Here is a 25378-nt window from a genome sequence, read left to right as displayed (position 1 = left end):
TGTAAGTGACTAAGCTGATATCCTTTCCGCCACTACATTTCCAGTGTCTCCTCCGTTCAGGCAGAGTATGCAATTAAGGATTGTGGCGTAGAAAAAGCCGCCATATAGGTACGGCGGCTTGGAATTGCGTTTCTTGATTAAGCGTTAAGTTTGCCTTTGGCTACAGTAGCCAAGGAGTTGAACGCGTTGATGTCGTTAACAGCCAGATCAGCCAGCATTTTGCGGTTCATGTCTACGCCAGCCAATTTCAATCCATGGATCAGCTTGTTGTAGGACAGTCCGTTTTGACGAGCTGCTGCGTTGATCCGAACGATCCACAGTCTGCGGAAGTTGCGTTTCGTTTGACGACGGTCACGGTATGCGTATACCAGGGATTTCATGACCTGCTCGTTAGCTGTTTTAAAAATACGGTGTTTGGAACCGAAATAACCTTTAGCCAGTTTCAATACTTTCTTATGACGACGACGTACTACAAAACCGCCTTTTACTCTTGCCATATTAAAGAACCTCCCAAATAAATATTAAATGTATCCTGATATGCGTACAGCCGAGGCCGTCCCCCCATATCACGTACGAATTTTTGAATTAGCCTTTCAGGTTAGCCAGACCTTGTTTCAAACGTCTTACGTCTCCAGCAGCCATAACCGGGTTGCCGTTCAGGACGCGTTTAGCACGTTTGGATTTGTGGGAAAGCAAGTGGTTTTTGTGAGCTTTGTAACGCAGGACTTTACCGGAACCGGTGATTTTGAAGCGTCCTTTCAAACTGCTGTGTGTTTTCATTTTAGGCATGTTGTGTTTCCTCCTTCAATGTTATCAGGCTTTTGGAGCCAGAATCATAATCATGCTGCGGCCTTCCAGTTTCGGTTGGCGCTCAACGGTGCAGAGTTCTGCAACTTCCGTTTTGACGCGTTCCAAAATTTTCTGACCAACCGAAGCGTGTGTAATCTCCCGTCCGCGGAAACGCACGGAACATTTCACTTTGTCGCCTTCTTTCAAAAACTTAACTACATTGCGAAGCTTCGTTTGGAAATCATGCTCCTCGATATTGGAACGGAACCATACTTCTTTAATATCCACAATTTTCTGGTTCTTACGGGCTTCTTTTTCTTTCTTTTGCTGCTCATAGCGGAATTTGCCATAGTCCATGATGCGACATACCGGCGGTTTAGCCTGCGGAGCCACATTGACCAGATCCAGGTTCAGATCAATCGCCATTTGCAGCGCTTCACGAATGGGCTTAATCCCGATTTGCTCTCCCTCAGCTCCGACAAGGCGTACTTCCTTCGCCCGAATCTCATCATTAATCATGTGATCTTTACTAATAACAGTCCACCTCCAGGTCATTTTGAATATCCTGTTACACAAAAATAAAAGGGATGCCGGTCTAGCTACCGACATCCCTGTAATCAACACCATTCCTCATGAACATACTTCACATAAATTCATAATGATTGGGATCGTTGACCAGCCAACATATGTTGGTCAGGTGAGAAGTCGGACTTCTGCTTGTGATTCCAGTCTATTCTCTTTCAAAGCACTAGAACAATATATCACTTTGGAAAAGCATTGTCAACCATTTTATGAATCAAGGCGCACAGCCGATGGCCGCATGCCTCGTTCAACGTTATCCTTGTTTGCTCTGCACCTCATCCAGACGTACAACCCGCGTATGCTGCGTATGGCTCCACTGCTTGTTGTTCTGCGTGAAGAACGCATAGAACGTGATGGGATACCAGGAGAGCAGATAGATCGGGAATACGATCAGGTACATGTACACTTTGGCAAATTTAACTTTCTCGAGAGCCATCGACAACAGGAACGTCAAAATGTTCAAACCGATTGCCAGAAATCCGACCCAAAGCGGGAAGTATCCATAAATATTGGCGATGTTCGGACCGTTGAAGACGGCTGTATCGACCCACATTATCGCAGTCAGCAAAAACGTCAGCAAGACAACATAAACGTTCGCACCGTAAATGGCAAGGTCGAATTTGACCAGACTGCGTTCCTTGATGCTTTTCCACAACAGAGGGAAGAAATATCTGCGCGCGACGGTAAAGTGACCCTGCATCCAGCGCAGGCGCTGTCTGGCCGAAGCCTTGAACGTCAATGGCTTTTCGTCGAACACTTTGGCATCGTAATTGAATACCGGATATACGTTGCGTTGCACGCTTCGCATGGTAAACTCCAGGTCCTCCACCAAGCTTGTGGCGCCCCATCCGATTTCCTTCAGCAGATTGGTCTCAAAGCACATTCCCGTACCGCCAAGGAAGTTCGCCATATTCAGGTTGTGGCGGGACAGCTGCCACAGACGGTTGATGTACCAGTACGATACGCCGTAAGCCGCAGTGATCCAGGAATCTTCCGGGTTTTTCGTGTCGATATAACCTTGGATAACGCGAGCTCCGTTGCACAAATCATTGTTCATTTCGAGCAGGAAGTTGCGGTCAACCAGATTGTCCGCATCAAACATGACAACCGCATCATACTGGCGCGGCAGGCCCCATAAATATTTAAGCATCCACTCGATGGCATATCCTTTGCCTCGCAGATCCGGGTTGGTGCGCACACAGGCATTCCATCCGTGCTCGCGCACGATTTGCGCCGTGCTGTCCGTACAGTTGTCGCAAATGACGAATACGTCGTACAGATCCTTCGGGTAATCCAGCTGCTTGAGATTTTCCATCAATGCCCCGATAACCTGCTCTTCGTTATGGGCCGCTACCAGCACCGCGAAGGACTTTGTCGCAGGGTAATGCTTCTTTTTCTTTTTCTTATACAGACCGAACAGTGAAAACGTGAATTGGTACACAGCCAGCAGCGCGAGAATGACCTGCAGCGTGACGAATATAGCGTCCAACATCGTTCTCTGTTACCCCCTTTTTTTTCAGACCCTTTTTTGCTTTTCGTTTTTGTCTTTTTTGTTTCTGCATGTTGTTTGTTTTTGTTTGATGCAGAATATGACCCGTTGCTTTGATTACTACGCAGATGTCTCAGGCATGGTTGCCAGCAGTTTGCTGCTTTATCGATTTTGGATGCTTTTCAGCCATTTGTCAAAACCTCGATTCCACGTATTGAAGCAGAAATGTGATCTTAAAACGCTGAATTGGCAATCCGTTGCACCACACCCTTGGATTCATGCCCGTTATATCCTATTTTCAGCCGTTTCCTTTATTTTTATTTCTAAAGTCCCTGTTTGTGTTCACCCTCCTGCCGTTGGTCGGAAAGAGACTTCACTAAAATAACGTTTACGGCCGGCAAAAAGTTCTAAAGAAACTCACATTTTCTTTACCCCATTCCGCCACATTGAATCATTGTAGCCGTTTTGGCTCGTCCAAGTCAAAAAGCAAACTGGTTGGGCAACCATAGTTTAACATTCATTTTACGTTCTTTACATGTCTTCTTCTTGAAAAGGACATCATTTAAAAATATGATAAACATGTACCTGAATAACCCCGACTTCACGAAAAACGGTTATATAACAATCAGGGCGATCCGGAAGCACAATGACAGAAATACCGCCGCCGTCTGGGCGGCCTGACTGGCAGGAGGCCAAAATGAGCCGTTTATTCGTTAAGTTTCAAGAGTATGATCGCAATGTTTTCATGTGGATTAATGGTCGACTTCATAATCGCTTTATGAATTTTTGGCTATACTATTTCACTCATCTCGGCGGAGCGACCGCTTCGATCACCGTATCCTTGTTGATATGGCTGCTGGCTCCGGCACCGTGGAGCACAACCGGGCTGCAGGCCTGCATCGCTTTGGCAGTCAGCCACATTCCTGTTGCCATCGCCAAAAAGCTGTACCCTCGCATCAGGCCGTATCTCGCACTGCCGGATGCGATCACGTTCCGCAACCCGCTTACGGATCATTCTTTTCCATCCGGGCATACTACAGCCATCTTTTCGGTGACCGTCCCTTTTATGGCCATGGACTTCATTCTGTTATGCGCTTTATTGCCGGTTGCACTTATTGTCGGATTTTCTCGCATTTATCTCGGGCTGCACTATCCCTCAGACGTACTAGCAGGGGCAACAATCGGTACTTTAGTCGCACTGGCAACAGTTGCATTATGGGCATAAAGCAGATATGTTAGACTAAGGAAAACCTAGCAGGAACAGGTGAAGCAAGCGTGGAAAAGAAACGAATACTCCTATTATCCGAAGGCTTTGGTGCAGGTCATACCCAGGCAGCTTATGCACTTTCCAGCAGTTTGCGCAAGCTATCGCCTGGCGTGCAGACGAAGGTGCTTGAACTGGGAAGCTTTTTGAATCCCAGGGTTGCGCCGCTGATCATTACAGCTTACAAAAAAACGGTAACCAAACAGCCGAAGCTGGTGGGTTACGTATACAAACACCAGTATAAAAAATCGCTGAACCGGTTCACGACGCTCGCCCTGCACAAGTTGTTCTATACGCATACGCGCAGCATCGTGCGCCAGCTTCGGCCCAATGTCATCGTATGCACCCACCCGATACCAAGCGCGGTCATCTCCCGCTTGAAACGTTTGGGCATCATGGTGCCGCTGTGCACGGTCATTACCGATTACGATGCGCACGGAACGTGGATCAGCCCCGAAGTCGACCTGTATCTCGTCTCTACCGAAGAGGTACGATCCAAACTGCTGCTGCGCGGAGTGTCCTCAGACCGCATTCGGGTTACAGGCATTCCCGTGCACCCGAGTTTTTGGGAGCATCCAGGCAAAGATGAAATCCGCAGCAAGTTCGGCTTAAAAGACATGCCTACCGTACTTGTTATGGGTGGCGGCTGGGGCATGCTCAGCGATGAAGTCATCAACCAGTTTTTGACGCGCTGGCACGAGGATATTCAGATTATTTTCTGCTTGGGCCGCAATGACAAAGCAAGAACGGACATGGAGCAGAACCCTACTTATCAGAAAGAAAACATTCATATCATGGGCTATACCAAAGAAATCGACAAATTAATGGAAGTTTCGGACCTGCTCATCACGAAACCCGGCGGCATGACATGCTCGGAAGGGCTTGCCAAAGGCATTCCCATGCTGTTCCACAATCCCATTCCGGGCCAGGAAGAAGAGAATGTGCAGTATTTTACTTCCAGAGGACTCGGGGAGTCTATCTCTTCCTTCGACGTGATCGTCAAATGGATGAACAGACTGCTCCACAAATACCCGGATATCGTTCGCAGGCGGAAGCGTCATTTGGCGCAGATCGCGAAGTACCACCCGCTGCAAAGCGCTCAGAGCATTCTCGATCTGCTTGACTTTCGCACGCAGCCTGACCAGAACGCGAACCCTGCCCCGTAATGATCGCGGTTTTATCGTGCAATTTCAATCATTCTACACAAAGGCGCCTTCATGCTTGAAGGCGCCTTTGTGTGCGCACCAGCTTTGCCTAAACCTAGGACGGAACCGACTCCACCAACGAAACCCCGATGACCAAAGTTCAATGCAGGCGCAAAAAGCAAAATTTCGAATCAGAATGCTCCGTTCGCGACCTGCCAGCGCAAAAAGAACGGCACACAGGTTGCAGCCAACCCGGTGCCGTTTTTCTACTTTTCACTCGTTTCCTTGTTGTCTTTCGCTTCACGTACTTTGTATTTGTCCAGACGGATTTGCTGATATTCACGCAAAGCCTCTTCCCCAACGATCACTTCAACGCGGTGGATGTTCATGCCTTTGCCCATGAATTTCTGCTCGTACTCGGTCATGACATGCTCTTCGTTCAATCCATCCCGATGCAAGTTGAGCGATAGATTCGTCATTTGCAAGCCAAAGTCCGCAAATGCGTTAAGGGAAAATTCAAACAACGTCTCCGAATCGGTCTTGAAATGGATTTGTCCTTTGGCATTCAGCAATTCGACGTATTTCTTCAAAAAACGGGGATGCGTCAAACGGCGGCGTGCATGTTTTGCCTTCGGCCACGGATCGCTGAAATTCAAATAAATGCGTTCGAGCTCGCCAGGTTCGAATATTTCTTCGATGCTCTCGATGTTAGCCAAAGCCAGCTTGAGGTTCGGCGGCGTGTCGACCGCGTCCTCATTCCATGCCTTTCTCGCCTTCTCACTGGCTCTTCGCACCAGTTCATCGAACATATCAAAACCGATAAAATTGTACTGTTGGTGTTTATGGCTCATCTGGCTAATGAACTGGCCTTTGCCCATGCCGAATTCCACAAAGATCGGACGATCATTGCCAAACAGTTTGGACCATTGTCCCTTGTATTGTTTGGGATCCAAAATCACGAGGTCTTCCTGCTGCTCCAGGCTTTCCCGGATCCCTTTTCTTCCACGTAAACGCATCTTATTCCTCCGTTTGCTGATACTTGTCTCAGAATCATTGTGCCGAAGAAGCGGCGAATTGTAAAGGGCAAAGAAAAAGGAATCTTTGAATTGCCGATGAGGCAAATAACAAAGATTCCTTTTCCGATATATTTGGAATTGGGGTCCAACTACTTTAACAGTTCATAGTCTACCTTATCTTGGTGTGAAAAATCAAATGTCTTTTCGAAAGCATCGCGAACTTTTTGCCTTGCAGCCGCTTTCACTTTCGGATTGCCATTAAAACGAACACCTGTCAGGGCCAGCGCCTCTTCTGCCGTCAACTCAACGGAAACGCGATGAACATCATTATTATTTTTGACTTGGGAATTCATTCATATCACCTCACGGTATAATATGGTCCATGACGTCAAAATTCATTCAATTGCCGTGATGAATAAGTACCCTTTGGATGTGTCTGACGTTGGTTTAAATATAACACATCATGTGAACTATTTCAAGTGAAATCGTTGAATTTCCGGCCTATTTTTGAGAGTTGAAAGCGATTTAAAATGGAGCATTACAGCTTGGATGAAGGCCTCGATATCGCGTCCGGACGACGGATGCACACTGCCCCCATTTTTTGATACAATAATAGCAGTCCATACAGATGCGGATTTCCGAAATCCGTTCCTGATCGTGAACAGATAAGAGCCTTTCCTTTTTTCGCGTATGGAGGATGGCCGTTAAAGGAGCACCCGAAACAATATGAACGCACCTGCAATCGATACTCCCCTCCTATGGGGGGATAAACGGTTTCATACCTGGAACCATGAAATGAAAAACGAATTCAACAACAAAGTGTTCAAAGTCATGCTGGACGCCGGCTTTACTTGTCCCAATCGCGACGGCTCCATTGCCAAAGGCGGCTGCACTTTCTGCAGTGCCCGCGGATCAGGGGATTTCGCCGGCAGCAGACGCGACGATCTGGTAACGCAGTTTAATACTATTCGGGACAAGCAGCATCTAAAGTGGCCGAACGCCCAATATATCGGTTACTTTCAGGCTTATACGAATACGTATGCCCCTGTCGAAGTCCTCCGTGAATACTTCGAAGTCATCCTGCGGCAGCCCGGCGTGGTCGGCCTCTCGATTGCGACGCGTCCCGACTGTCTGCCCGATGACGTGGTTGAATATTTGGCTGAATTGAACGAGCGAACCTATCTATGGGTCGAAATGGGATTGCAAACAATCCACGAGTCCACCTCCACCCTGATCAACCGGGCACATGATACCCGATGTTACGAGGAAGCCGTCGTCAAACTGCGCAGGCACAACATCCGCGTATGTACGCACATCATCTACGGATTGCCGCAGGAAACGCATGAAATGATGCTCGATACCGGGCGCGCGGTAGCCAATATGGATGTGCAGGGCATCAAAATCCATCTGCTTCACCTCATGCGCAAAACGCCGATGGTCAAACAGTATGAAGCCGGGCTGCTGCGTTTCCTGGAGCAGGACGAGTATATCAAGTTGATCGTGGATACGTTGGAAATGCTGCCTCCGGAAATGATCGTGCACCGCCTGACCGGCGACGCGCCACGCAATCTGCTGATCGGACCGATGTGGTCGCTCAAGAAATGGGAAGTGCTCAATTCCATTGACCGGGAGCTTCGTGAACGGGATTCCTGGCAGGGCAAGTATTGGAGGAGATGCTGATATGGGATTTTTATCGGTGCTCAGTTGTGCCCATCAATGGATTTCCGCTCGTTTGCAGCCCGGGGATCTCGCCATTGACGCGACCGTTGGCACTGGAGCGGATACATTGTTTCTTGCGCAAAGGGTAGGCCCGCGCGGACAGGTGATCGGTTTCGATATTCAAAACGAAGCCCTCGCGCTCGCTCAAGCGCGCATTCGCAAACAAGAGGATGCAGCCAAGCTGGGTTCCATCTCCCTGCTGCAGCTTGGCCATGAACGCATGGCCGAGGCCGTTCCCGAAGATTGGCATGGGTCGGTCGGCGCGGTGATGTTCAACCTTGGCTATCTGCCATCGGAAGGGGCAGATTCGTCTATCATTACCCAGACGGATAGTACCATTGGTGCTCTGGAAGCCGCCCTGCAGCTCCTGCGGCCCCGTGGCATCATAACCACCGTGCTCTATCCGGGCCATGACGGAGGGGCCCAGGAAGCCGATGCCGTTTGGCAGTGGGCGTCTGCCTTGCCGGTGGAGCAAGCCCAGACGGTCGTTTACCGTCAATTGCAGCGGGAAACCTCACCTTTTTTGATCGGCATCGAAAAAAAGTAATTTGCACGGTCACGGTCTAAAGGGCTATGTGCAGCATTTAGCCCTTGCCCACTGTCATCCTGTCGTTTTATACTGCATGCCGCTGTCTGCCAACAGAAGCCATCCCGGCTCTGAGGCCCGGTTTGACGCCGTTGGCGCAATGGCCTGCTATACATATCATCATGCAACCGTATACATGTTGTTCAGCAACATGTGCTGATTAAAGTGATTCGCCATTTTATATAATAGAGGAGAGAACTATACGATGACTAAACCATATCCTTTGCAATTTCAACCTGAATTTAAAGAGCGCGTCTGGGGAGGGCGTGCGCTGGAGCAATTCGGCCTGACCCCGCCCGAAGGACATATCGGCGAAGGCTGGATGATTGCGGACCATCCGAACGGAACAACGAAAGTGATCAACGGCGAGTTGGCGGGAAAAGGCTTGGATGAAGTGCGCGAACTGCTCGGCACGGAATGGCTCGGAACCAAAGGCGTTTCCAAAAAAGGCGGACGCTTCCCGCTTCTAATCAAACTGCTGGACTGCAATGACGATTTATCCGTTCAAGTCCATCCGACCGACGACTACGCAGAACTTCCTCCAGGAGAGCTCGGCAAAACAGAAATGTGGTACGTACTCGATGCCAAACCGGGCGCGCACATCATTTATGGCCTGAACGACGGCGTGGATCGGGAAACGTTGAAATCCGCGCTGGAAAACGGAACGGTGATGGATACGCTGCGCCAAGTTCCCGTTGAAGCAGGCGACACGTTCTTCATCCCTGCGGGAACGGTTCACGCCCTTTGCGCTGGCGTGGTCGTCGCCGAAATCCAGCAAAATTCGGATACCACTTATCGTCTCTACGACTACAACCGCCCTGGTCTTGACGGAAAGCCGCGCGAACTGCACATTGAGGATTCCCTTAACGTAACAGCTTACGAAGGCGCAGGTGCCACAACGATGAAAACAGGCAACGCCGTTCCGGGAGAATGGCTGAAACTTGCGGAATGCCCTTATTTCGTCGTCGAAAAAGGCGTCGTGCGCAATCAATGGGAGCTCACCACGGATGCGGAAAGCTTCACCATTCTCGTCGTTTGCGACGGCAGCGGTTTGCTGAGATGGGGCAACAGCGACGCGGAGCGCGTCGAACTGAAGGCAGGGCAATGTTACCTGCTTCCGGCCAATCTCGGCGCTTATACGATGGATGGGAACGCCACTGTGCTCCGTTCATACCTTCCTTAATTGGCATCGGACGGGAATAGGAACGAGGTTTGTATCATGAAGAAGGGAGCTATGCTCATGCAGGAATCGACCTTTGACCTCATCGCCAATGACGGGAGCCGAATCCACGTGTATCGTTGGCTGCCCTCTTCGGATACTTCCGTTAAAGGCGTGCTCCAGATTGGACACGGCATGGCTGAAACCGCGGCCAGATATGCAGAGTTTGCCCAATCGCTCACGCAAAGCGGATACGCCGTATATGCCAATGACCACCGCGGGCATGGAAAAACGGCTGGAAGCCCGGATATGCTGGGCGATGCAGGCTCAGATGCATTTCGCTGGATGGCAAGCGACATGATGAACCTGGGGGAAGTTGCCGCCCAGGAGCATCGGGGGGTACCCATCATTTTGATGGGACATAGCATGGGGTCTTTTTTGGTTCAGCATCTCATGTATGCGGGTCATGAACGTTATTCGGCCTTTATTTTGTCAGGTACCAACGGTAAACGCAGCCTGCTGCAATTGGGTGAAAAACTGGCCTGGCTGCAATGCAGCCTCCAAGGGGCCGCACATCATAGCTTGCTGCTTAACGCCATCGTATTTGGCGGCTTTAATCGCGCGTTCCGCCCCGCGGCAACGCCTTTTGACTGGCTCTCCAGGGATCAGGCCGAAGTCAAAAAATTTATTGATGACCCCATGTGCGGCAGCATCTGCACCGCAGGATTTTTCCGGGATTTTTTCCGGCTGCTGCTGGAAATCCATCTTCCCCATAACATGGCGGGCATCCCCAAAGATAAACCCGTTTTCCTGTTTTCCGGCGAACAGGACCCGGTTGGCTTGCATGGCAAAGGCGTTCAGAACCTCGTTGCCCAATATCGCAAGCTGCAGCTGCAAGATATCGAGGTTCGCCTGTACCCGGGTGGACGCCATGAAATGCTGCACGAAACGAACCGAGCGGAGGTGACCCAGGACATCCTGGAGTGGCTGGAACGGCATTTACCGCTGCTCAGCGGCGCTGCTGCAGACACAGGCACAGAAACAAACGCCATCGCCGACAATTTTCCGGCCGACTCCTTGTGAGGGACACGTTAACTCTATCAAAGACAGAAGCCCCTGATCGGACACAGCACAGGCTGTGTCCCCGATCAGGGGCTTCTTCGTTCATTCTTTTGAAATGTCAATAAGTGCTTAGGAAAGCATCATCGCTTACCTGCTTGTACGCTTGAATTATCCTTCAATCAGCAGCGATTCCGGATCTTCCAGCAGTTCTTTGATCGTCACCAGGAAGCGTACGGCATCCGCACCATCAATGATGCGATGGTCATAAGACAACGCAATATACATCATTGGACGGTTTTCCATGCGCTCGGCATCGATCGCCACCGGACGAAGCTGGATGTTATGCATGCCGAGAATACCTACTTGAGGTGTATTCAGAATCGGCGTGGACAACAGCGAGCCAAACGTACCGCCATTAGTGATGGTGAACGTTCCTCCCTGGAGGTCAGACAAGGCCAGCGTGTTCGTACGTGCTTTGGATGCCAGATCTGCAATGCTGCGTTCGATCTCGGCAAAGCTCAAGCGATCCGCATCACGGACGACAGGCACAACCAAACCTTCCTTCGCCGAAACGGCAATGCCGATGTCATAGTATTTTTTGAGAATGATGTCTTCGCCATCGATTTCAGCGTTGATCATCGGGAATTTTTTCAGCGCCCCAACGACCGCTTTGGTAAAGAAGGACATGAAGCCAAGGCCGATGTCATGCTTCTCCTTGAACTTGTCTTTGCGGCGTTTGCGCACGTCCATGATCGCCGTCATGTCGACCTCGTTAAACGTGGTCAGCATCGCTGCCGTTTGCTGTGCTTCCACCAGACGTTTTGCAATCGTTGCCCGGCGGCGCGTCATGCGCTGGCGCTCAACGGGTTTCGCATATGTAGCTGCGCTAGGAGCGGGCGCACTCGGCGCAGACGGCTTGCTGGGTACCTGTGCGGCCGGAGTAGCCGGAGCAGCCGGTTGACTGCCGTGATTTTTGACGTCCTCTTGGTAAACACGTCCGATCGGGTCTTTGCTTTGCACTTGATCCAGCTCAATGCCGCGCTCGCGGGCAAGCTTTCGCGCAGCAGGAGAAGCTGCCTTCACGCCCGCTTCGGAAACTTCCGGAGCCGCCGATGCGGGAGCAACAGCCTGTGGAGCCGGAGCTTGCTTCTTCGGTTCAGGCGCAGGGTCGGAAGCAGCTGGGGAGGCAGGAGCACTTGCGGCTCCCGCTCCAACAGCGATGATACCGATCGCTTCGCCGATCTCGACGGTATCTCCCTCCTGCCGAAGGATTTTTTCCAAAACCCCGCTCTCTTCCGCACTGATCTCGATGTTTACCTTATCCGTCTCAAGCTCCAGAAGAACATCTCCCTGATTGACGGCATCTCCTTCTTTGACAAGCCATCTGGATACGGTTCCTTCCGTAATCGATTCGCCCATGGCGGGAACTTTAATTTCACTCACAGCTGTTACCTCCCCAGTGGAATATTGTTCTTTGTCATTTGCTTCAAGGTTGCCGTAATGATCTGCTGCTGTTCCAGGCTGTGTACGCGCTGATACCCGCTGGATGGGCTTGCATGCTCAGGACGGCCTTCATAGCGCACTGTTGTCCCTTCCGGAGCAATCTCGCGGAGGCGAGGTTCCATGTACGTCCATGCGCCCATGTTTTTATTTTCTTCCTGCACCCACACCAGTTCCTTCGCATTGCTGAAACGGGCCAGCACACGCTTGATTTCTTCGGCAGGGAACGGGTAGAGCTGCTCAACACGGATAATGTGGAGCCATGACCAATCGTTCTTGTCTTTTTCGATCGCATCTTCCAGATCGATGGCGATTTTGCCGCTGCACAGTACGATGCGTTCAACGCGATCCGCTTTCGTCCCCAGGCCTGCTTGTTCCAGAATCGGTTCGAAGCGGCCTTCGCTGAATTCCGATGCCGGAGCAGCCACACGCGGATTGCGGATCAGGCTTTTCGGCGACATCATGACAAGCGGTTTGGCGTCTTCGGTGTCGGTCAGCGAAGCCTGGCGGCGCAGCAAATGGAAATATTGCGACGATCTGCTCAGGTTTACGATCATCATGTTATCCTCGGCCGCGAGCTGCAGGAAACGCTCCAACCGGGCACTGGTATGTTCCGGACCTTGACCTTCATTGCCGTGCGGAAGCAGCATGACCAGGCTTGATTTTTGCGACCATTTGGCGCGGCCTGCAGATACGAACTGGTCGAAAATAACTTGCGCACAGTTGGCAAAATCGCCGAATTGCGCTTCCCAGATCACTAGCGTCTCGGGGGAGTACACGTTATAGCCGTATTCGAAGCCTAACACCGATTCTTCGGAAAGCGGGCTGTTGTAGATGGCAAACGAAGCTTTCGCCTGCGGCAGATGGTGAAGCGGGCAATATTTCGACCCGTTGACCGCATCGTGAAGCACAAGATTCCGGTGAGCGAACGTGGCGCGCTCCGCGTCCTGCCCGCTGATCCGAATCGGTTTGCCGTCGGCGATAATGGTCGCGAAGGCCAGCGTTTCCGCAAGGCTCCAATCGACCTTTTCCCCTTCGTTCAGCGCCGTTTTGCGACGCTGCAAAATACGCTGCAGCTTCGGATACACGTTGAAGTTTTCCGGCCATTTGAGCAAATCGGCGTTGATGCCGCGCAATCGGTCCAGCGGAACAGCCGTTGGCATGAGAGATACGGCTTCCGGCTGCGCAGCTTGCAGCTGCCCTTTCTCACGTACTTCATTGTTTTTCATCTGCTCATAAGCTTCTTTCAAACGATTGCCTACATCCTCGCGAATGCTCCCGATCAGGGCATCGTCGACAATGGCATCCTTTTTCAGCTGATCCTGATACAGATGGCTGACGGTTGGATGGTTTTTCACTTTTTCGTATACGGTCGGCTGCGTCGTTTCCGGATCGTCCGTTTCGTTATGGCCGTAACGGCGGTACCCGATCAGGTCGATCAGGAAATCCTTTTTGAAACGATTGCGATACTCAGCCGCCATGCGAATGGCCGCGATACACGCTTCCGGGTTGTCGGCATTGACGTGCACGATCGGGATTTCATACCCTTTCGCAAGGTCACTGGCGTAATATGTGGACCGCGAATCGGAACTATCGGTCGTAAACCCGAGGCGGTTGTTAACGATAATGTGAATGGTCCCGCCATTTTGATACCCTGGCAATGCTTTGAAATTGAGCGTTTCCGCCACGATTCCCTCACCCGGGAATGCTGCGTCGCCGTGCATCAGAATGGTTGCCGCTTTGCTTACGTCCTGTTTCGGATAGCCTGGGTCTCTGCGATCGTCCTGTGCGGCACGGGCAAACCCTTGCACTACCGGATTGACGTATTCCAAGTGGCTCGGATTGTTGGCAAGCGTCAAGCGAGCCTGCACCGTTTCGCCTTCTTTGACGTAGCGATTGGCCCCTAAGTGATATTTGACATCCCCCGTCCAGCCGTAATTGATGCCGGTCGAACCTTCCGACGGAACGAGATCCTTGTTCGGGGAATGATGAAATTCAGCGAAAATTTTGCTATAAGGTTTCCCCAGCACATGGGCAAGGACGTTCAGACGACCGCGGTGAGCCATCCCCATCAGGATGTGGCTTGAGCCCGAATGCGCCATGATTCGCACAGCTTCATCCAGCATCGGTACGAGCACGTCGTTACCTTCGATGGAGAAACGCTTCTGACCCACAAATGTTTTATGAAGGAAATCCTCGAACTGCTCGGCTTCCACGAGACGTTTCAGCAATGCCTTGCGTTCCTCATGGGTAAGCGGAGCCGGAGACGTCCGGGATTCCGCCCGCCGGTTCAACCATTCGCGTTCACGGACGTCATGGACATGGCTGAATTCATAAGCAATCGGCCCCGTGTAAATCTGGCGCAAACGTTGAATGGCATCCCATCCGTTTAACGTCTGGCCGTCAGCGCCTTCCCAGATCAGGGAAGCCGGCAACGCCTTGAGGTCCTCTTCGTTCAATTCGAAATGCTCTGGTTCCAACAGCGATGTATCCGCCGACTCACTGATGCCAAGCGGATCGATGTCCGCAGCAAGGTGACCGTAAGTCCGGATATTCCATACCAGCTTACCCGCTGTAACCGCTTTCTGTAATAATTGGATATCCACGCTTCCGGTCGCGTTTTGGGCAGAACCAGATTGCGTGGCTATATGTGCATCTCTGCCGGGCATCGGCGGAGCACCCCATTGTTCAAACAATTCCTGATAGGCCGGGGTTACCGATCCTGGATCTTGAGAAAATAATTCGTATTGCTCCTGTACGTATCCCAGGTTAGGTCCATAGTAACTCTCCCAGGGTTTCTTGTTGCCTTCCTCGATCGTCATCGACGTTCCCTCCGTCTTGATTTAGTCGTTGTTTTGACGGAAATCATTGACCGCCTAAATTCGCGTTCGATCAACATTTTAAGCGAAATTTTTCATGAAGTCCAATCATCGTGCTGACTGTGGCAATTACGTTGTTCCGACGCTTCCGTCAACGTTTGTCTGCGTTTTCAAAAATGCTCAAAACAAGTTTTTTCGGTATGCCATCGCACAGATATCGAGTATTGTCCTGATCCGTTCGAGGGCCACACTTTCTTCGATCATGCTGTGATGAAGTTCATGTTTCTAATACCATTCTATAAACTTTCTCGCTCAGGAGCATTTCCTATTTTTAGTCCGATTGATGCATAAATTAGATGAATCGGAGCATTACGGCATAAAACACTTTAAAAAAAGGACTCCTGATATAATTTTGGACCATTATGTCCTTGAACAAACAGCAGCTCGCAAAAAAATAGGTTTACATGCAATTCATTGCCCATCATCGGATTTTAGCATCGTGAAGGATTTCGACCTGTCATGGAACCCTTCACCCGTCCGTGCCGCAATTATGTAAAATAAGCCGGGCACGGGCCGTTTATCCACGTTTTGGTGAAATCCTGATTCTTCAAGTTTGCTGTCAAGAAGCTTTTTGATGTTCCATCGTATGCTTAAAACCAAAGTTTGCCTCGTAATTTATGCCTAAATAGTATAATAACATATAACTAATTGTTATATAAAGTTTTATAGGTCAGCCTCGGGCCTCACCCGCATGTGTAGGGACAACAAAAATACTTCTCACATCGGAATGATCCAACATGAGAAGTATTGTATGCTCTCCATTTAATGTATCGCGCGTTATAGATCAATTGCTCATCGATTTTCCAAAGTGAACTCCCTTACAATAGGCCAAAGAAAATGACAATCGGAGTAGCGGGATTTGAACCCACGACCTCACCCACCCCAAGGGTGCGCGCTACCAGGCTGCGCTATACCCCGATATTGGCCAGTTTCCAGCCCCATGCACTGTTTCCCTATGCGGCAGTTCTGTTCGTCTCACCCAAACCGACTGCCACGTATGACCCTATTATAGCGCATACATTAGCATTCTTGCAATATTTAACAGAAGCAAAATAGAAAGAAGGCTTCAGAAACCGTGCCTACGTAAACGATACTTCTCTCCAGTTTCATTCGTTTCGAGAACTCGCCTGAACATGATTACGTAGCATGTGCTCCGCAAAAGGGGTTAAAGCTACCTCGTGAACTTGATCCCGCGTAAACCAGCCGGCACCGAGCGAATCGTGTCCGTCCGGTTCTTTTCTGATCTTCGTCGCATCTGTCGCAAACTTCAATCTCACATCATACAGAATGCCTATATGATACAGTTCTTCGGGTTGCCCCTGATACATCCAGTGAACGACGTTGGATTGAGCACCGTAGATAGCGACTTCAACATCCGTGAGCCCTGTTTCCTCTTCAATCTCGCGATGCAAGGCAGATTCCGGAGATTCGCCGAATTCGGGCCTGCCGCCCGGCAAATCCCATTTCCCTTGATAAGCGCCTCGCGCTTTGCGAATCAGCAAAAATTTCCCTTCGCATTCGATCAAACCATAAACACCCAAGTGTGTATGTCGATTCATGGATCGGCTCCTTTACTCGTTCCTGTTCAGGTTTGCGCCATACACTAACTTTACGCTCGTCCCCTTTTATTGCTTCCGCAGAGCCAGGCGCATGGCCAAGTTCTCTCCTTCAATCAACAACGCGGTAAGGCCCTGATCGGAACCGGATTGATGGTTCTCTCCGTTTCTCCAATAAGCAGCCTCGCCTGCACGGATCTTTTCATGTTGTCCATCGGCGCCTTCTACCCATCCCTCACCTTCCAGCACCAGAAACACCTGCTCTGATACTGCAGGATGCAAACCAAGATGACCTCCGGCAGCAAGTCTCAGGCAGGCTACATGACAATCCGCCATGCTTCTCAATACCGGGGTTATTTGAGCTCCCTCGCTTCCAAATGCCGTAATGATACGACCGTCCTCTACATTCAAGCTATAAATTTCTATACCTCATGCTCCTCTCCAACCTGCTCCAGATCCATTGATAAACGAATCATGTCCACGCAGCGAATGCCGTCCTCAATAATCTCTTCATCATAATGCCTTATAAAGAAATCGCGATCGACCCCCACAATGCGGAAGCCGCAGCGTTGATAGAGCTTCAATTGATGCAGACTTGAATTCCCCGTACCAATCTCAACGGTTTTCCCGCCCATTTTGCGTGCGGCCTTAATCGCTTCCTTGATCATGTGCCGGCCGACACCCTGTCCTTGCAATTCCTCCTGAACGGCAATGTTGACGATCTCCACCGTCTCCGGACGGGTTTTGAGCAGCACGAATTCCCCCACCATCTCTCCTTCATATTCCGCGATAAAACAAACGCCTCGATTCAGATACTCGTCAACTATCGCTTTGGAAGGGTCCGCCATCAATAATAGATCGTACGGTTTTTCTTCTTCCCAATTCAAGATCCGGAACGACAGCCTCATTTCGACTCTCCACCTTTTCCCCATTCAATATTCTTTTCGCCTTGCTTGCGAAATCCAGCATTCATTCTTAATAACGTATGTACTTAACGATCTGTTTGAAATGCAAAACAAATTTCATGCCTCGCCTTTCCCTGCTTGATTGGCATAATGTCGGATCATCATGCCCGAAGCCTTGCGCATTCCTTTTCGTTCATAAAATAGCCTTCCGCAACTTGATCATGCTTGATTCCCTCTACATCGGATTGATATGTAATCCCCATAGATTTCCTCCTTCTTTCAGCAAAGCCAATCTTCATTATATCACAATATATGGATATGAATATACAGAAAGGATAATATGGGTCTATAGCAAACCAAGCATCCTTTATTTCATGACGGCGTCGTTAAATGTCATAAACGTTTCCTTTAACGTACGCTGCGTCGACTTTTCCCAAATGACACTCCGCTCGAACGTGCCTTCTTCGAAAAATCGCGGAAACCGTTCGGCGAACCAATTTTGCATCGGCAGTTCAAGCGCCTGTTCTTTCGCTACCCACAACAGCTCGCCTTCAGGCGGGTCCGGCAGAAGTTCCCCTTCGAACGATGTCGCTACATAATTAAATACCATATAGCGAAGTTCCTGCAGAGGATCGCAAAATTCGTCCAACCCTTTATACGTGATCTCCTTCACCTGAAGCCCTGTCTCTTCCCTGACCTCCCGCACGGCACCGTCCACAATGCTCTCCGGAAAGTCCACCTTTCCCCCTGGCGCAATGTACCCCGGAAAACCTTTCCGGTCCGGCCGGTTCATTAACAGTACCCTTCCGGCTGCTTTATCCCATACCATGCACATCGTATAAATTTCCACTCTCATGCTAGTCCTCCTACCTGACGCCTTGATCCTCAAACGATCGATGATATATTCAAAAATTACAAAAGCGGACCGCACCTGACAGCTCGCAGTCCGCCGACTTAGCTCAGGCCGTCACGTCATTGACGTAATCCGCACCCTGCGTTCCTTCCACTCCGCACGCCCATACGCCTGCAGCAGGCCAAATTTGCGAATACTCGCCTTCGGCACGGATTTGTAAGGCAAAGTAACGATAAAATCCTCCGCAAACGGAAAATAAGACAATCCCACCTTTTCACCGGACAACCATTCCGCCTGAATCACTTGCCCTGCGCAAGCATCGAACGAACATGTCAGCCCCTTCGAGAAAAATTCGTAACGCGCCGCGGGCGTTCCCGGCTCTTCCATGCACAGAAACAGGCTTAGCTGGTCGCAGAACAGCATAATCCCCACATCCCGTTCGACCCTCCGCTGCATCTCTTCTCCCCCGCCCAACCGCATTTCCAACGCAAGCTGGTACTCTCGCTCCGTTTCAAGATAATTCCGGATGTTTTCATCGTCTTGCGGACTGGCCCCCAACGTTTTCTGGAACAGATCCGTGTACATCTTGCTGCAGAGCAGGCCGGCATACGGGCTCTTTTGGCAGACTTCTTCGACTCCCTTTCGATAAAAGACAAATCGCGGGCGCAGCGGAAAATCCCGAAATGAATACGGCGACTGGCTGTAATCGTTCCAGAAAGGAGCGGCATCAAGCTCAATCCACCCTCGATCATGCTCCTTAGTCGCCAGAAGGAGTTCATCCCGCTGGGTTCCCTCCGGCAGCAGTTCCGTTTTCCAATGTGCCGCGAGCTCACCTGCTGCCAGTCCATGTTCATGCTGCGTGGTCAAAACAAAATCATGCTCTCTCTCGTATACGATCATTTGCCGTCACCCTTCCGCATGGTATATATATTTTTGCGTGTTGAATCAAGGGAACTGCCTTCATGGACAAGCTGCTAACCAGCGACTTTCGTCACCCTGCAACAAAATGGTACATGTCAAGATGTTGTCAGTTCCCTGAAATTTGGTACACTAAAGACTGTGTCACAGACTATATTACATATAGAAAGCGGGATCTCATGAATCCATATTCACCGTACATCGAGTTTGACCGCAAGGAATGGGCCGGACTGAAAGAGCAGCAGGCCACGCTTACATTGACGGAGGCTGAACTCAAGCAGCTGAAAAGTCTTAACGAGGAAGTATCCATTCAGGAAGTGGAAGACATCTATCTACCTCTTACCCACTTTATTGACCTATACGCCAGAGTTTCGCGCGAGCTCAATCGATTGACGGCCTCTTTCATGAAAAAGGAAGCGGTACCCGTACCTTATATTATCGGAATCGGAGGCAGCGTTGCCGTGGGCAAAAGCACAACCGCGCGCCTGCTTCAGACCTTGCTGGCCAGAGGCAAAAGCAAACCGCGGGTTGACCTGGTCACCACCGACGGGTTCCTTTACCCTAATGCCGTGCTCGAAGAGAAAGGCATCATGAATCGCAAAGGCTTTCCTGAAAGCTATGATATCAAAGCGCTGATTCAATTCATGGGAGACGTGAAATCAGGCAAGCCTGAGATCAAAGCTCCTGTTTACTCCCATTTGGCCTATGACGTCATTCCGGGTGAAGAAAAGGTCATCTCCCAACCGGACATCCTTATTCTGGAAGGCATTAACGTACTTCAGGTGAAAAAGGAGACGCCTTTGCTGGTCAGCGATTTTTTCGATTTCTCCATCTATATCGATGCAGAAGAAGAACACATTCGGCACTGGTACATCGAGCGGTTCAAGCTGCTGCGCGCTACGGCTTTTCAGGACAAAGGGTCCTTTTTCCACAACCGATTTGCCAACATCGACGAAGAGGAGACCGTGCGCACCGCCAGCCAAATCTGGCAGGACATCAACGCCAAAAACCTGCATGAGAACATTTTGCCAACCAAAGGGCGGGCTCGCCTGATCCTGAAAAAGGAAGCCGACCATTCCATTCAGCGCATCCGCCTGCGCAAGCTGTAAGCAACAGGATATTATTGCACTTGCTGAAATCGAGAAATGATTCTAAAGGAGACGAGTCGCATGCAAACATTGATCGCGCTAGGAAGCATCATGATGTTTTTGGCCGTTGCCCTGGGAGCTTTCGGGGCACATGCTCTTAAACGCAGATTGTCCGTCGATATGATCAAAATTTACGAGACGGGTGTATTGTATCATTTGGTTCACGGTCTTGGCCTGATCCTGATCGGATTACTAGCCGATCGGTTGGAACAAAGCCATCTTGTTTCCGTCGCCGGTTGGTTGTTGTTTGCGGGCATTATCCTGTTTTCGGGCAGCCTGTATGCGCTAAGCATCACCGGCGTTCGCAAACTCGGCGCGATTACGCCGCTTGGCGGCGTTGCTTTCCTCGCGGGATGGGTCATCCTGTTGATTGCCGTCCTTTAATTCCGTTTAAGAGTCTGTTTATAGAACAAAAAGAGTGTTCCAGTCGATATCCTTATCGCTTGAGCACTCTTTTGCTGCTTTTAGCCGTTCCAGCATCGGCGGAGCATGGGAACGTCCCCATTCCCTTGTCTCTCCAGCACGAATACATCCGGATTCGAAAGCATCTTCCATTGCTCAAAGCCAAAGCTCGGATCGTACGTCCGGATCAACAAGGACAACAGGTTTCCATGGGTGATCACTGCTGCGCGTTGTTCGGATCTGCCCCACAACTCCTTCAGCACTTCCATTCCCCTGCTCGTTGCGATTCGGGATGACTCCCCGCCTTCTTCTGCCCAATCCTCATCCAAATATGTATGCGCAAGGACGTCCATCCAGTTGTCCAGATGCCGAGTACTCAACACCCGCTCTTGAAGACGTTCGTCGGTATGTATATGCCGCATCACCGTCCGAGCAAGCGGGACAGCGGTATGAATCGCCCGTTTCCATGGACTGGAAACGATATATTCGATCGCGGAGTCGGCCAGCAGCTCCGCCAAACGTTCAGCCTGGACCAAACCAAGATCCGTAAGCTCGGCATCCGGCTCCTGGCCCGAAGCCTGGGCATGTCGAATGAGATAAATGGACTGCACGGCCACCCCTCCTGCATTCTGTAGCTCTGATGCGCCTTTAGCAGCTTTCCAAATAGGCGAGCGCACGTTTCATTTTTTCACGATCCTCTTCCCGACCCGACGAGCTCAGGAAAGAAATTTGACTTTCATCCCATTTGCCTGACTGGTCGGAAACGCCCAACAGCTGCTTCAGCCGTTTGACGGTGCCCTGGCTTCCGTCAATGACTTGCACATGGTCCGGCAAAACGGATTCGAGAATGTTCGTGTAGTACGGATAGTGAGTACAACCAAGCACCACCGTTCCGTATTGCTTCATGTCAAGACCCTCCAGCTTTTGACGGAAATAGCCGGCGATTTTGTCGGGATCAAAATCGAGCTGTTCGCACCACTCGACAAGTTCGGGCAGCGGAACCGAGTCCACGCTGTAGTGATCGTCCACCCGGGACACCAGCGCATTGTATTTGCTTTGGCTCAAGGTTAGCGGAGTAGCAAACACCAGTACACGTTTGCCGTTCTTTCGATTCATTTCCACAGCGGGTTTGACCGCCGGCTCCATGCCGATTACCGGTATGTCCAGTCTGCTCCGCAGATCTCTGACCGCAAGGCTTGTCGCCGTATTGCAGGCAATGACAAGCGCCTTGACCTGCTCCTGCATAATGGCTTCCACACAATCAAAAATATGTCCGCGCACCGCGTCGGCCGGCTTCGTACCATAAGGAACATGAAGCGTATCCGCATAATACAGAAACTGTTCCTGCGGAAGTCGTTTCAGAGCCTCGTGCAGCACCGTCAGGCCGCCGATGCCGGAATCAAAAAATGCAATTTTACTATTCAAAGGTTTCACCTCATTACGTATGGTTTCGACTTTCAGGAATGTCGTGATTCCTGTTCATGATGACTGGAGGTGAGGAATGTTTACTCTGCCTTCATTTTATACTGTCTGAGCCAGTCTTTGCCACTCTCCCATGTTTCTACCGGGTTAGCTTCTCCCAGCAGGCTAGAGCCGGCTTTCGCCATGATCCACTCCCGCAGGCCATTGTCCGGACTCGTTTCCAACCGCTGCAGCAGAACCCGCAATCCGGTCGTATCCAAATCCAACAACTGGTTATAAGCATCCGCGCTGGAGGCAATATACGCGTGAGGGTTGCTATGCACCATACTGGCCGAGGAGCTGGTGATTTGCTGGAAGCTCTGCTCGATTCGCAATACGGCAATCCCTTCGTTTACCCTGAACGGAGACATCCCACAACATGGCCAGGAGCAAACCTCCGCCCGCTGCCGCAAAGATCGCCTTCTTCCACATCCGATGGTTAGTCACATTGCTCCCTCCCGTTTCCGGTTCAAACGTAAAGCCCATTTCTCTTCATTTACGTTTTGGCCGGACAAATGCTGCGTCTGTCGCTCTACGATCTCAAAACCGAAGGAACTGTACAACCGGCGAGCGTCGGTTAACGCTTCGTTGGTCCATAACACGATTCGGCCATAACTCCGCTCCTCTGCGAAACGAATGGCCTGCTCCAGCAGTTTGCGCCCCCAGCCTTGTCCCCGTGCCCCCGGTTCGAGCAGGAACCAGCGAAGCTGCGCCGTATGCTCGTCCGCTCTGACCAGCCCGATTGATCCTGCATGCCGGCCATCCAATTCCACGACCCACATCATTTCATGCTCATGATCTCCAGCGTGCCCGAACTGCTGAACTGCATTCTTCACAAAGGCGGCGAACCCTTCATCATAATTATACTCCTCGCGATAAATACGAATATGTGCTGCAATGACATGTTGCAGGTCCTTTTGTTCATACATGCGGATCATCGTATGTCCGTCCTCCATTCGCGGGTCTTTCCCTGAACGTCATCCGTTCAACAAACGCTGCAAGAGTCTTTCGCCGTCACTTCGTTTTCTGGATGCATGCTCTTCCAAAAAAGCCGGCAGCTCCCGGGGTTCTGCAGGACGGTATCCCGCCCCACAACCACAGTTATGATACGTGAAGCCGTGCTCATACAAAGTGATCACCTTTGCCCATTGCTTCACGTCCTTTTGTTTGGGCGCCCTGAAATCCTGACCCATGCTGTGCATCGGCATGCCGCACTGGGGACAAACAGGTTCCAACGTCTCATAAACCCCGGGTTCCAGATCATATTTGGAAGTTTGTTTGAACGATTTGCGGCACGCGAAACAGGCAAATACTTCCTTGTAAGGTCCTTTCATCGCATATCTGCACATGCAACTGCCCCCTCCTGTTTCTCGTTAAGAACTTTTAACGTAGAAGTACGTCATATGGGCTTCATCATATCCATGGCCCTGAACGAAAAGCGCGTTTTTTTCAATGCCGTATACCTCGAACCCGTGCTGTTCATACAATCGTTTGGCGGATTCATTCGAGTCAACCACGCTCAGGTTGATCTGCTGCAGCCCGTCCAGCCTTCTGCCGCGCTCCAATACCTCTTTCAGCAAACCCGAAGCTATGCCTTGGCCGCGAAACGGCGGCGACACATAAACTCCCCAAATGAATGCTTTGTGTTTCAACTTGATTCCCTGCTCCCTTTTGAAGCCCATCATGCCTGCAAGCAGGCCTTCTTCCGTGTAGGCTCCCAAAATATAATCGTCGGGATCGGTATGAATGCGTTCCCGAACCTCTTCCAACGGAATCGGTACAGACATTTCATAGGAAGCGCCGAACGACTCGGGATGGTTTTTCAGCGCTTCCAGCCGCAACGGCCAATATGCTTCTGCCTCATCCGGCAGAATGCCGCGAAAAATGATTTTCGATGAGTCCACTCGTTCATTCATGCTCCGCCACTCCATTCACCTCGTAAGGATAATCGATCTGTCTCTTCACGTCTGCCCAACCCGTAAAAAACACAAAAGCATTTTCGTGAACGCGCACCTCCGACATGTATTGAAACGTAACTGTAACCTGAACGGCCATCCCATTACTTTCGTTTCGCCGACTGTTCCAATCCACGGGCGATGATCCATTCCAGCCATTTCCAAGGCAAGAATGATTTTGCGAAAATAAGCATGCCCGAATCTTTGCCCAACGCATAACGGAGGCGCGGAGAACGCATACGCACGATACGGGCGATCTGATCCGCGACATCCTGCGGGTTTGGGGCGGTCTGCGAAGCCCGGCGGGAATAATTCAGCACCGCGTCCAACTGCTCCTTGTATGGCGAATCCTCGCGGTTTCTGATATTACCCAGCCCTTTGCCCCAGATGGGCGTACGATAAGCACCAGGTTCTACGAGCACCACTTTGACGCCCCAGGGCCGCATCTCATGACGCAGGCTCTCCGTGAAACCTTCCACGGCAAATTTGGAAGCCGCATATGGCCCATACCCCGGAAAACCGGACAATCCGCTGACGCTGGAAAGGTTGATGATCAGTCCATCTTTGCGGACCCGCATGCCCGGGAGCACCTCGCGAGTCACCCCGATCAGACCGAACAAATTCGTCTCCATCTGGCCTCTCCAATCCTCCATCGTCAGCTCCTCAATGAAACCGCCCACGGCAAAACCCGCATTGTTCACCAGCACGTCAATCCGCCCGCGAATCCGCAACGCTTCAGCAACCGCCTCCCGGATGGATTCGGTATCCGTGACGTCCAATCGCATAAAATGCAGCCGATCCAGGACGCCCGCTTCTTCGGCGCGTTTTGCCAGTTCCTCCTTGCGCCCGAGATCACGCATCGTTGCTGCGACCCGGTATCCCTGTTTGGCCAGCGTCACTGCAGTAAGCATGCCGAAACCGCTCGACGTGCCCGTAATCAACGCAACAGGTTCATCTTGCCCCCTCTTTCGTTCCGTCACCCCGATCATC

General features: G+C 50.9%; 30 protein-coding genes and 1 tRNA gene. 8 read left to right on the top strand and 23 right to left on the bottom strand.

Annotation, left to right across the window (positions count from 1 at the left end; genetic code table 11):
• Positions 1–137: 137 nt before the first annotated feature.
• From rplT to SNR34_RS08595, 4 genes are all read right to left on the bottom strand, one after another.
• Positions 138–497, bottom strand: a complete 360-nt coding sequence (rplT, locus tag SNR34_RS08610; RefSeq protein ID WP_236415999.1) for a 50S ribosomal protein L20 — start codon at positions 495–497, stop codon at positions 138–140.
• 88 nt (positions 498–585) lie between these two features.
• Positions 586–789 (bottom strand): 50S ribosomal protein L35, encoded by a 204-nt coding sequence (gene rpmI, locus SNR34_RS08605; RefSeq protein ID WP_017689665.1) that lies wholly within the window; start codon positions 787–789, stop codon positions 586–588.
• Positions 790–813: 24 nt separating this feature from the next.
• A complete protein-coding gene (infC, locus tag SNR34_RS08600; protein ID WP_236416326.1) occupies positions 814–1308 on the bottom strand; it encodes a translation initiation factor IF-3 in 495 nt (164 codons plus the stop codon).
• A gap of 316 nt (positions 1309–1624) precedes the next feature.
• Positions 1625–2863 (bottom strand): glycosyltransferase family 2 protein, encoded by a 1239-nt coding sequence (locus SNR34_RS08595; protein WP_236416000.1) that lies wholly within the window; start codon positions 2861–2863, stop codon positions 1625–1627.
• Between the two features lie 694 nt (positions 2864–3557).
• Here SNR34_RS08595 and SNR34_RS08590 point away from each other — a divergent pair.
• On the top strand, positions 3558–4085 hold the full coding sequence (locus tag SNR34_RS08590) for a phosphatase PAP2 family protein (RefSeq protein ID WP_236416001.1): 528 nt from the start codon (positions 3558–3560) through the stop codon (positions 4083–4085).
• Between the two features lie 50 nt (positions 4086–4135).
• On the top strand, positions 4136–5290 hold the full coding sequence (locus SNR34_RS08585) for an MGDG synthase family glycosyltransferase (RefSeq protein WP_236416002.1): 1155 nt from the start codon (positions 4136–4138) through the stop codon (positions 5288–5290).
• A gap of 245 nt (positions 5291–5535) precedes the next feature.
• Here the strand turns inward: SNR34_RS08585 and trmB are convergent, their stop codons facing one another.
• Together trmB and SNR34_RS08575 are read right to left on the bottom strand one after the other, a co-directional pair.
• Entirely contained in the window at positions 5536–6285 is a 750-nt protein-coding gene (gene trmB, locus SNR34_RS08580) for a tRNA (guanosine(46)-N7)-methyltransferase TrmB (protein WP_236416003.1), read from the bottom strand.
• A 149-nt stretch (positions 6286–6434) separates the two neighbouring features.
• Positions 6435–6638 carry a hypothetical protein gene (locus tag SNR34_RS08575; RefSeq protein WP_236416004.1) on the bottom strand — a complete coding sequence of 68 codons (204 nt, stop codon included), beginning with the start codon at positions 6636–6638 and terminating at the stop codon, positions 6435–6437.
• A 373-nt stretch (positions 6639–7011) separates the two neighbouring features.
• Between SNR34_RS08575 and mnmL the strand changes: the two genes are divergently transcribed.
• The 4 genes from mnmL to SNR34_RS08555 all read left to right on the top strand — a co-directional run bounded on the left by mnmL (position 7012) and on the right by SNR34_RS08555 (position 10832).
• Positions 7012–7965, top strand: coding sequence for a tRNA modification radical SAM protein MnmL/YtqA (mnmL, locus tag SNR34_RS08570; protein ID WP_343259783.1), 954 nt, complete (start codon positions 7012–7014; stop codon positions 7963–7965).
• A 1-nt stretch (position 7966) separates the two neighbouring features.
• Positions 7967–8551 carry a tRNA 5-(aminomethyl)-2-thiouridylate-methyltransferase MnmM gene (gene mnmM, locus SNR34_RS08565; RefSeq protein ID WP_486181706.1) on the top strand — a complete coding sequence of 195 codons (585 nt, stop codon included), beginning with the start codon at positions 7967–7969 and terminating at the stop codon, positions 8549–8551.
• 244 nt (positions 8552–8795) lie between these two features.
• Complete coding sequence (locus SNR34_RS08560; RefSeq protein ID WP_236416007.1) at positions 8796–9773, top strand: type I phosphomannose isomerase catalytic subunit; 978 nt, start codon at positions 8796–8798, stop codon at positions 9771–9773.
• Between the two features lie 57 nt (positions 9774–9830).
• Positions 9831–10832 (top strand): alpha/beta fold hydrolase, encoded by a 1002-nt coding sequence (locus tag SNR34_RS08555; protein ID WP_486182431.1) that lies wholly within the window; start codon positions 9831–9833, stop codon positions 10830–10832.
• 147 nt (positions 10833–10979) lie between these two features.
• On the opposite strand, the gene odhB is transcribed toward SNR34_RS08555, so the two are convergent.
• The 8 genes from odhB to SNR34_RS08515 form a co-directional block, all read right to left on the bottom strand.
• Positions 10980–12254 (bottom strand): 2-oxoglutarate dehydrogenase complex dihydrolipoyllysine-residue succinyltransferase, encoded by a 1275-nt coding sequence (odhB, locus tag SNR34_RS08550; protein WP_486181705.1) that lies wholly within the window; start codon positions 12252–12254, stop codon positions 10980–10982.
• A 5-nt stretch (positions 12255–12259) separates the two neighbouring features.
• The gene (locus SNR34_RS08545; protein ID WP_486181704.1) at positions 12260–15133 is read right to left on the bottom strand and encodes a 2-oxoglutarate dehydrogenase E1 component; all 2874 of its coding nucleotides are present in this window, start codon (positions 15131–15133) and stop codon (positions 12260–12262) included.
• A 901-nt stretch (positions 15134–16034) separates the two neighbouring features.
• Positions 16035–16108 (bottom strand) — tRNA-Pro (locus tag SNR34_RS08540).
• Positions 16109–16296: 188 nt separating this feature from the next.
• A complete protein-coding gene (locus tag SNR34_RS08535) occupies positions 16297–16749 on the bottom strand; it encodes an NUDIX domain-containing protein (protein WP_236416010.1) in 453 nt (150 codons plus the stop codon).
• Positions 16750–16815: 66 nt separating this feature from the next.
• Positions 16816–17082, bottom strand: coding sequence for a cupin domain-containing protein (locus tag SNR34_RS08530; protein ID WP_290371450.1), 267 nt, complete (start codon positions 17080–17082; stop codon positions 16816–16818).
• A gap of 86 nt (positions 17083–17168) precedes the next feature.
• On the bottom strand, positions 17169–17654 hold the full coding sequence (locus tag SNR34_RS08525) for a GNAT family N-acetyltransferase (RefSeq protein WP_236416012.1): 486 nt from the start codon (positions 17652–17654) through the stop codon (positions 17169–17171).
• A gap of 364 nt (positions 17655–18018) precedes the next feature.
• Positions 18019–18507: an NUDIX domain-containing protein gene (locus SNR34_RS08520; RefSeq protein ID WP_486181703.1), complete on the bottom strand. Its 489-nt coding sequence runs from the start codon at positions 18505–18507 to the stop codon at positions 18019–18021.
• A 111-nt stretch (positions 18508–18618) separates the two neighbouring features.
• The gene (locus SNR34_RS08515; protein ID WP_236416018.1) at positions 18619–19404 is read right to left on the bottom strand and encodes a DUF3891 family protein; all 786 of its coding nucleotides are present in this window, start codon (positions 19402–19404) and stop codon (positions 18619–18621) included.
• 197 nt (positions 19405–19601) lie between these two features.
• Here SNR34_RS08515 and coaA point away from each other — a divergent pair, with 197 nt between their 5' ends.
• Both coaA and SNR34_RS08505 read left to right on the top strand, forming a co-directional pair.
• Positions 19602–20531: a type I pantothenate kinase gene (gene coaA / locus SNR34_RS08510; protein WP_236416020.1), complete on the top strand. Its 930-nt coding sequence runs from the start codon at positions 19602–19604 to the stop codon at positions 20529–20531.
• Between the two features lie 60 nt (positions 20532–20591).
• A complete protein-coding gene (locus tag SNR34_RS08505; RefSeq protein ID WP_236416023.1) occupies positions 20592–20954 on the top strand; it encodes a DUF423 domain-containing protein in 363 nt (120 codons plus the stop codon).
• Positions 20955–21034: 80 nt separating this feature from the next.
• Here the strand turns inward: SNR34_RS08505 and SNR34_RS08500 are convergent, their stop codons facing one another.
• The 9 genes from SNR34_RS08500 to SNR34_RS08460 form a co-directional block, all read right to left on the bottom strand.
• Positions 21035–21583, bottom strand: coding sequence for a histidine phosphatase family protein (locus SNR34_RS08500; RefSeq protein WP_236416025.1), 549 nt, complete (start codon positions 21581–21583; stop codon positions 21035–21037).
• 37 nt (positions 21584–21620) lie between these two features.
• Complete coding sequence (gene murI, locus SNR34_RS08495) at positions 21621–22397, bottom strand: glutamate racemase (protein ID WP_339277051.1); 777 nt, start codon at positions 22395–22397, stop codon at positions 21621–21623.
• A gap of 80 nt (positions 22398–22477) precedes the next feature.
• Complete coding sequence (locus SNR34_RS08490) at positions 22478–22720, bottom strand: hypothetical protein (RefSeq protein WP_486181702.1); 243 nt, start codon at positions 22718–22720, stop codon at positions 22478–22480.
• Positions 22710–22880, bottom strand: coding sequence for a hypothetical protein (locus SNR34_RS08485; protein WP_486181701.1), 171 nt, complete (start codon positions 22878–22880; stop codon positions 22710–22712). The genes SNR34_RS08490 and SNR34_RS08485 overlap by 11 nt, the downstream gene beginning before the upstream one ends.
• Complete coding sequence (locus tag SNR34_RS08480) at positions 22877–23371, bottom strand: GNAT family N-acetyltransferase (RefSeq protein ID WP_486181700.1); 495 nt, start codon at positions 23369–23371, stop codon at positions 22877–22879. The genes SNR34_RS08485 and SNR34_RS08480 overlap by 4 nt, the downstream gene beginning before the upstream one ends.
• A 39-nt stretch (positions 23372–23410) precedes the next feature.
• On the bottom strand, positions 23411–23782 hold the full coding sequence (locus SNR34_RS08475; RefSeq protein ID WP_486181699.1) for a hypothetical protein: 372 nt from the start codon (positions 23780–23782) through the stop codon (positions 23411–23413).
• Between the two features lie 24 nt (positions 23783–23806).
• Positions 23807–24349: a GNAT family N-acetyltransferase gene (locus tag SNR34_RS08470; RefSeq protein WP_486181698.1), complete on the bottom strand. Its 543-nt coding sequence runs from the start codon at positions 24347–24349 to the stop codon at positions 23807–23809.
• A complete protein-coding gene (locus SNR34_RS08465) occupies positions 24342–24488 on the bottom strand; it encodes a hypothetical protein (protein ID WP_486181697.1) in 147 nt (48 codons plus the stop codon). Before SNR34_RS08465 ends, SNR34_RS08470 begins: the two co-directional genes overlap by 8 nt.
• 4 nt (positions 24489–24492) lie before the next feature.
• Positions 24493–25368, bottom strand: coding sequence for an SDR family oxidoreductase (locus tag SNR34_RS08460; RefSeq protein WP_438286756.1), 876 nt, complete (start codon positions 25366–25368; stop codon positions 24493–24495).
• Between the last annotated feature and the right edge of the window lie 10 nt (positions 25369–25378).

Source organism: Paenibacillus sp. XP01 (genome assembly GCF_057364885.1).
The sequence above is the reverse complement of the archived record's forward strand: the minus strand, read 5'-3'. Positions and strand labels throughout refer to the sequence as shown.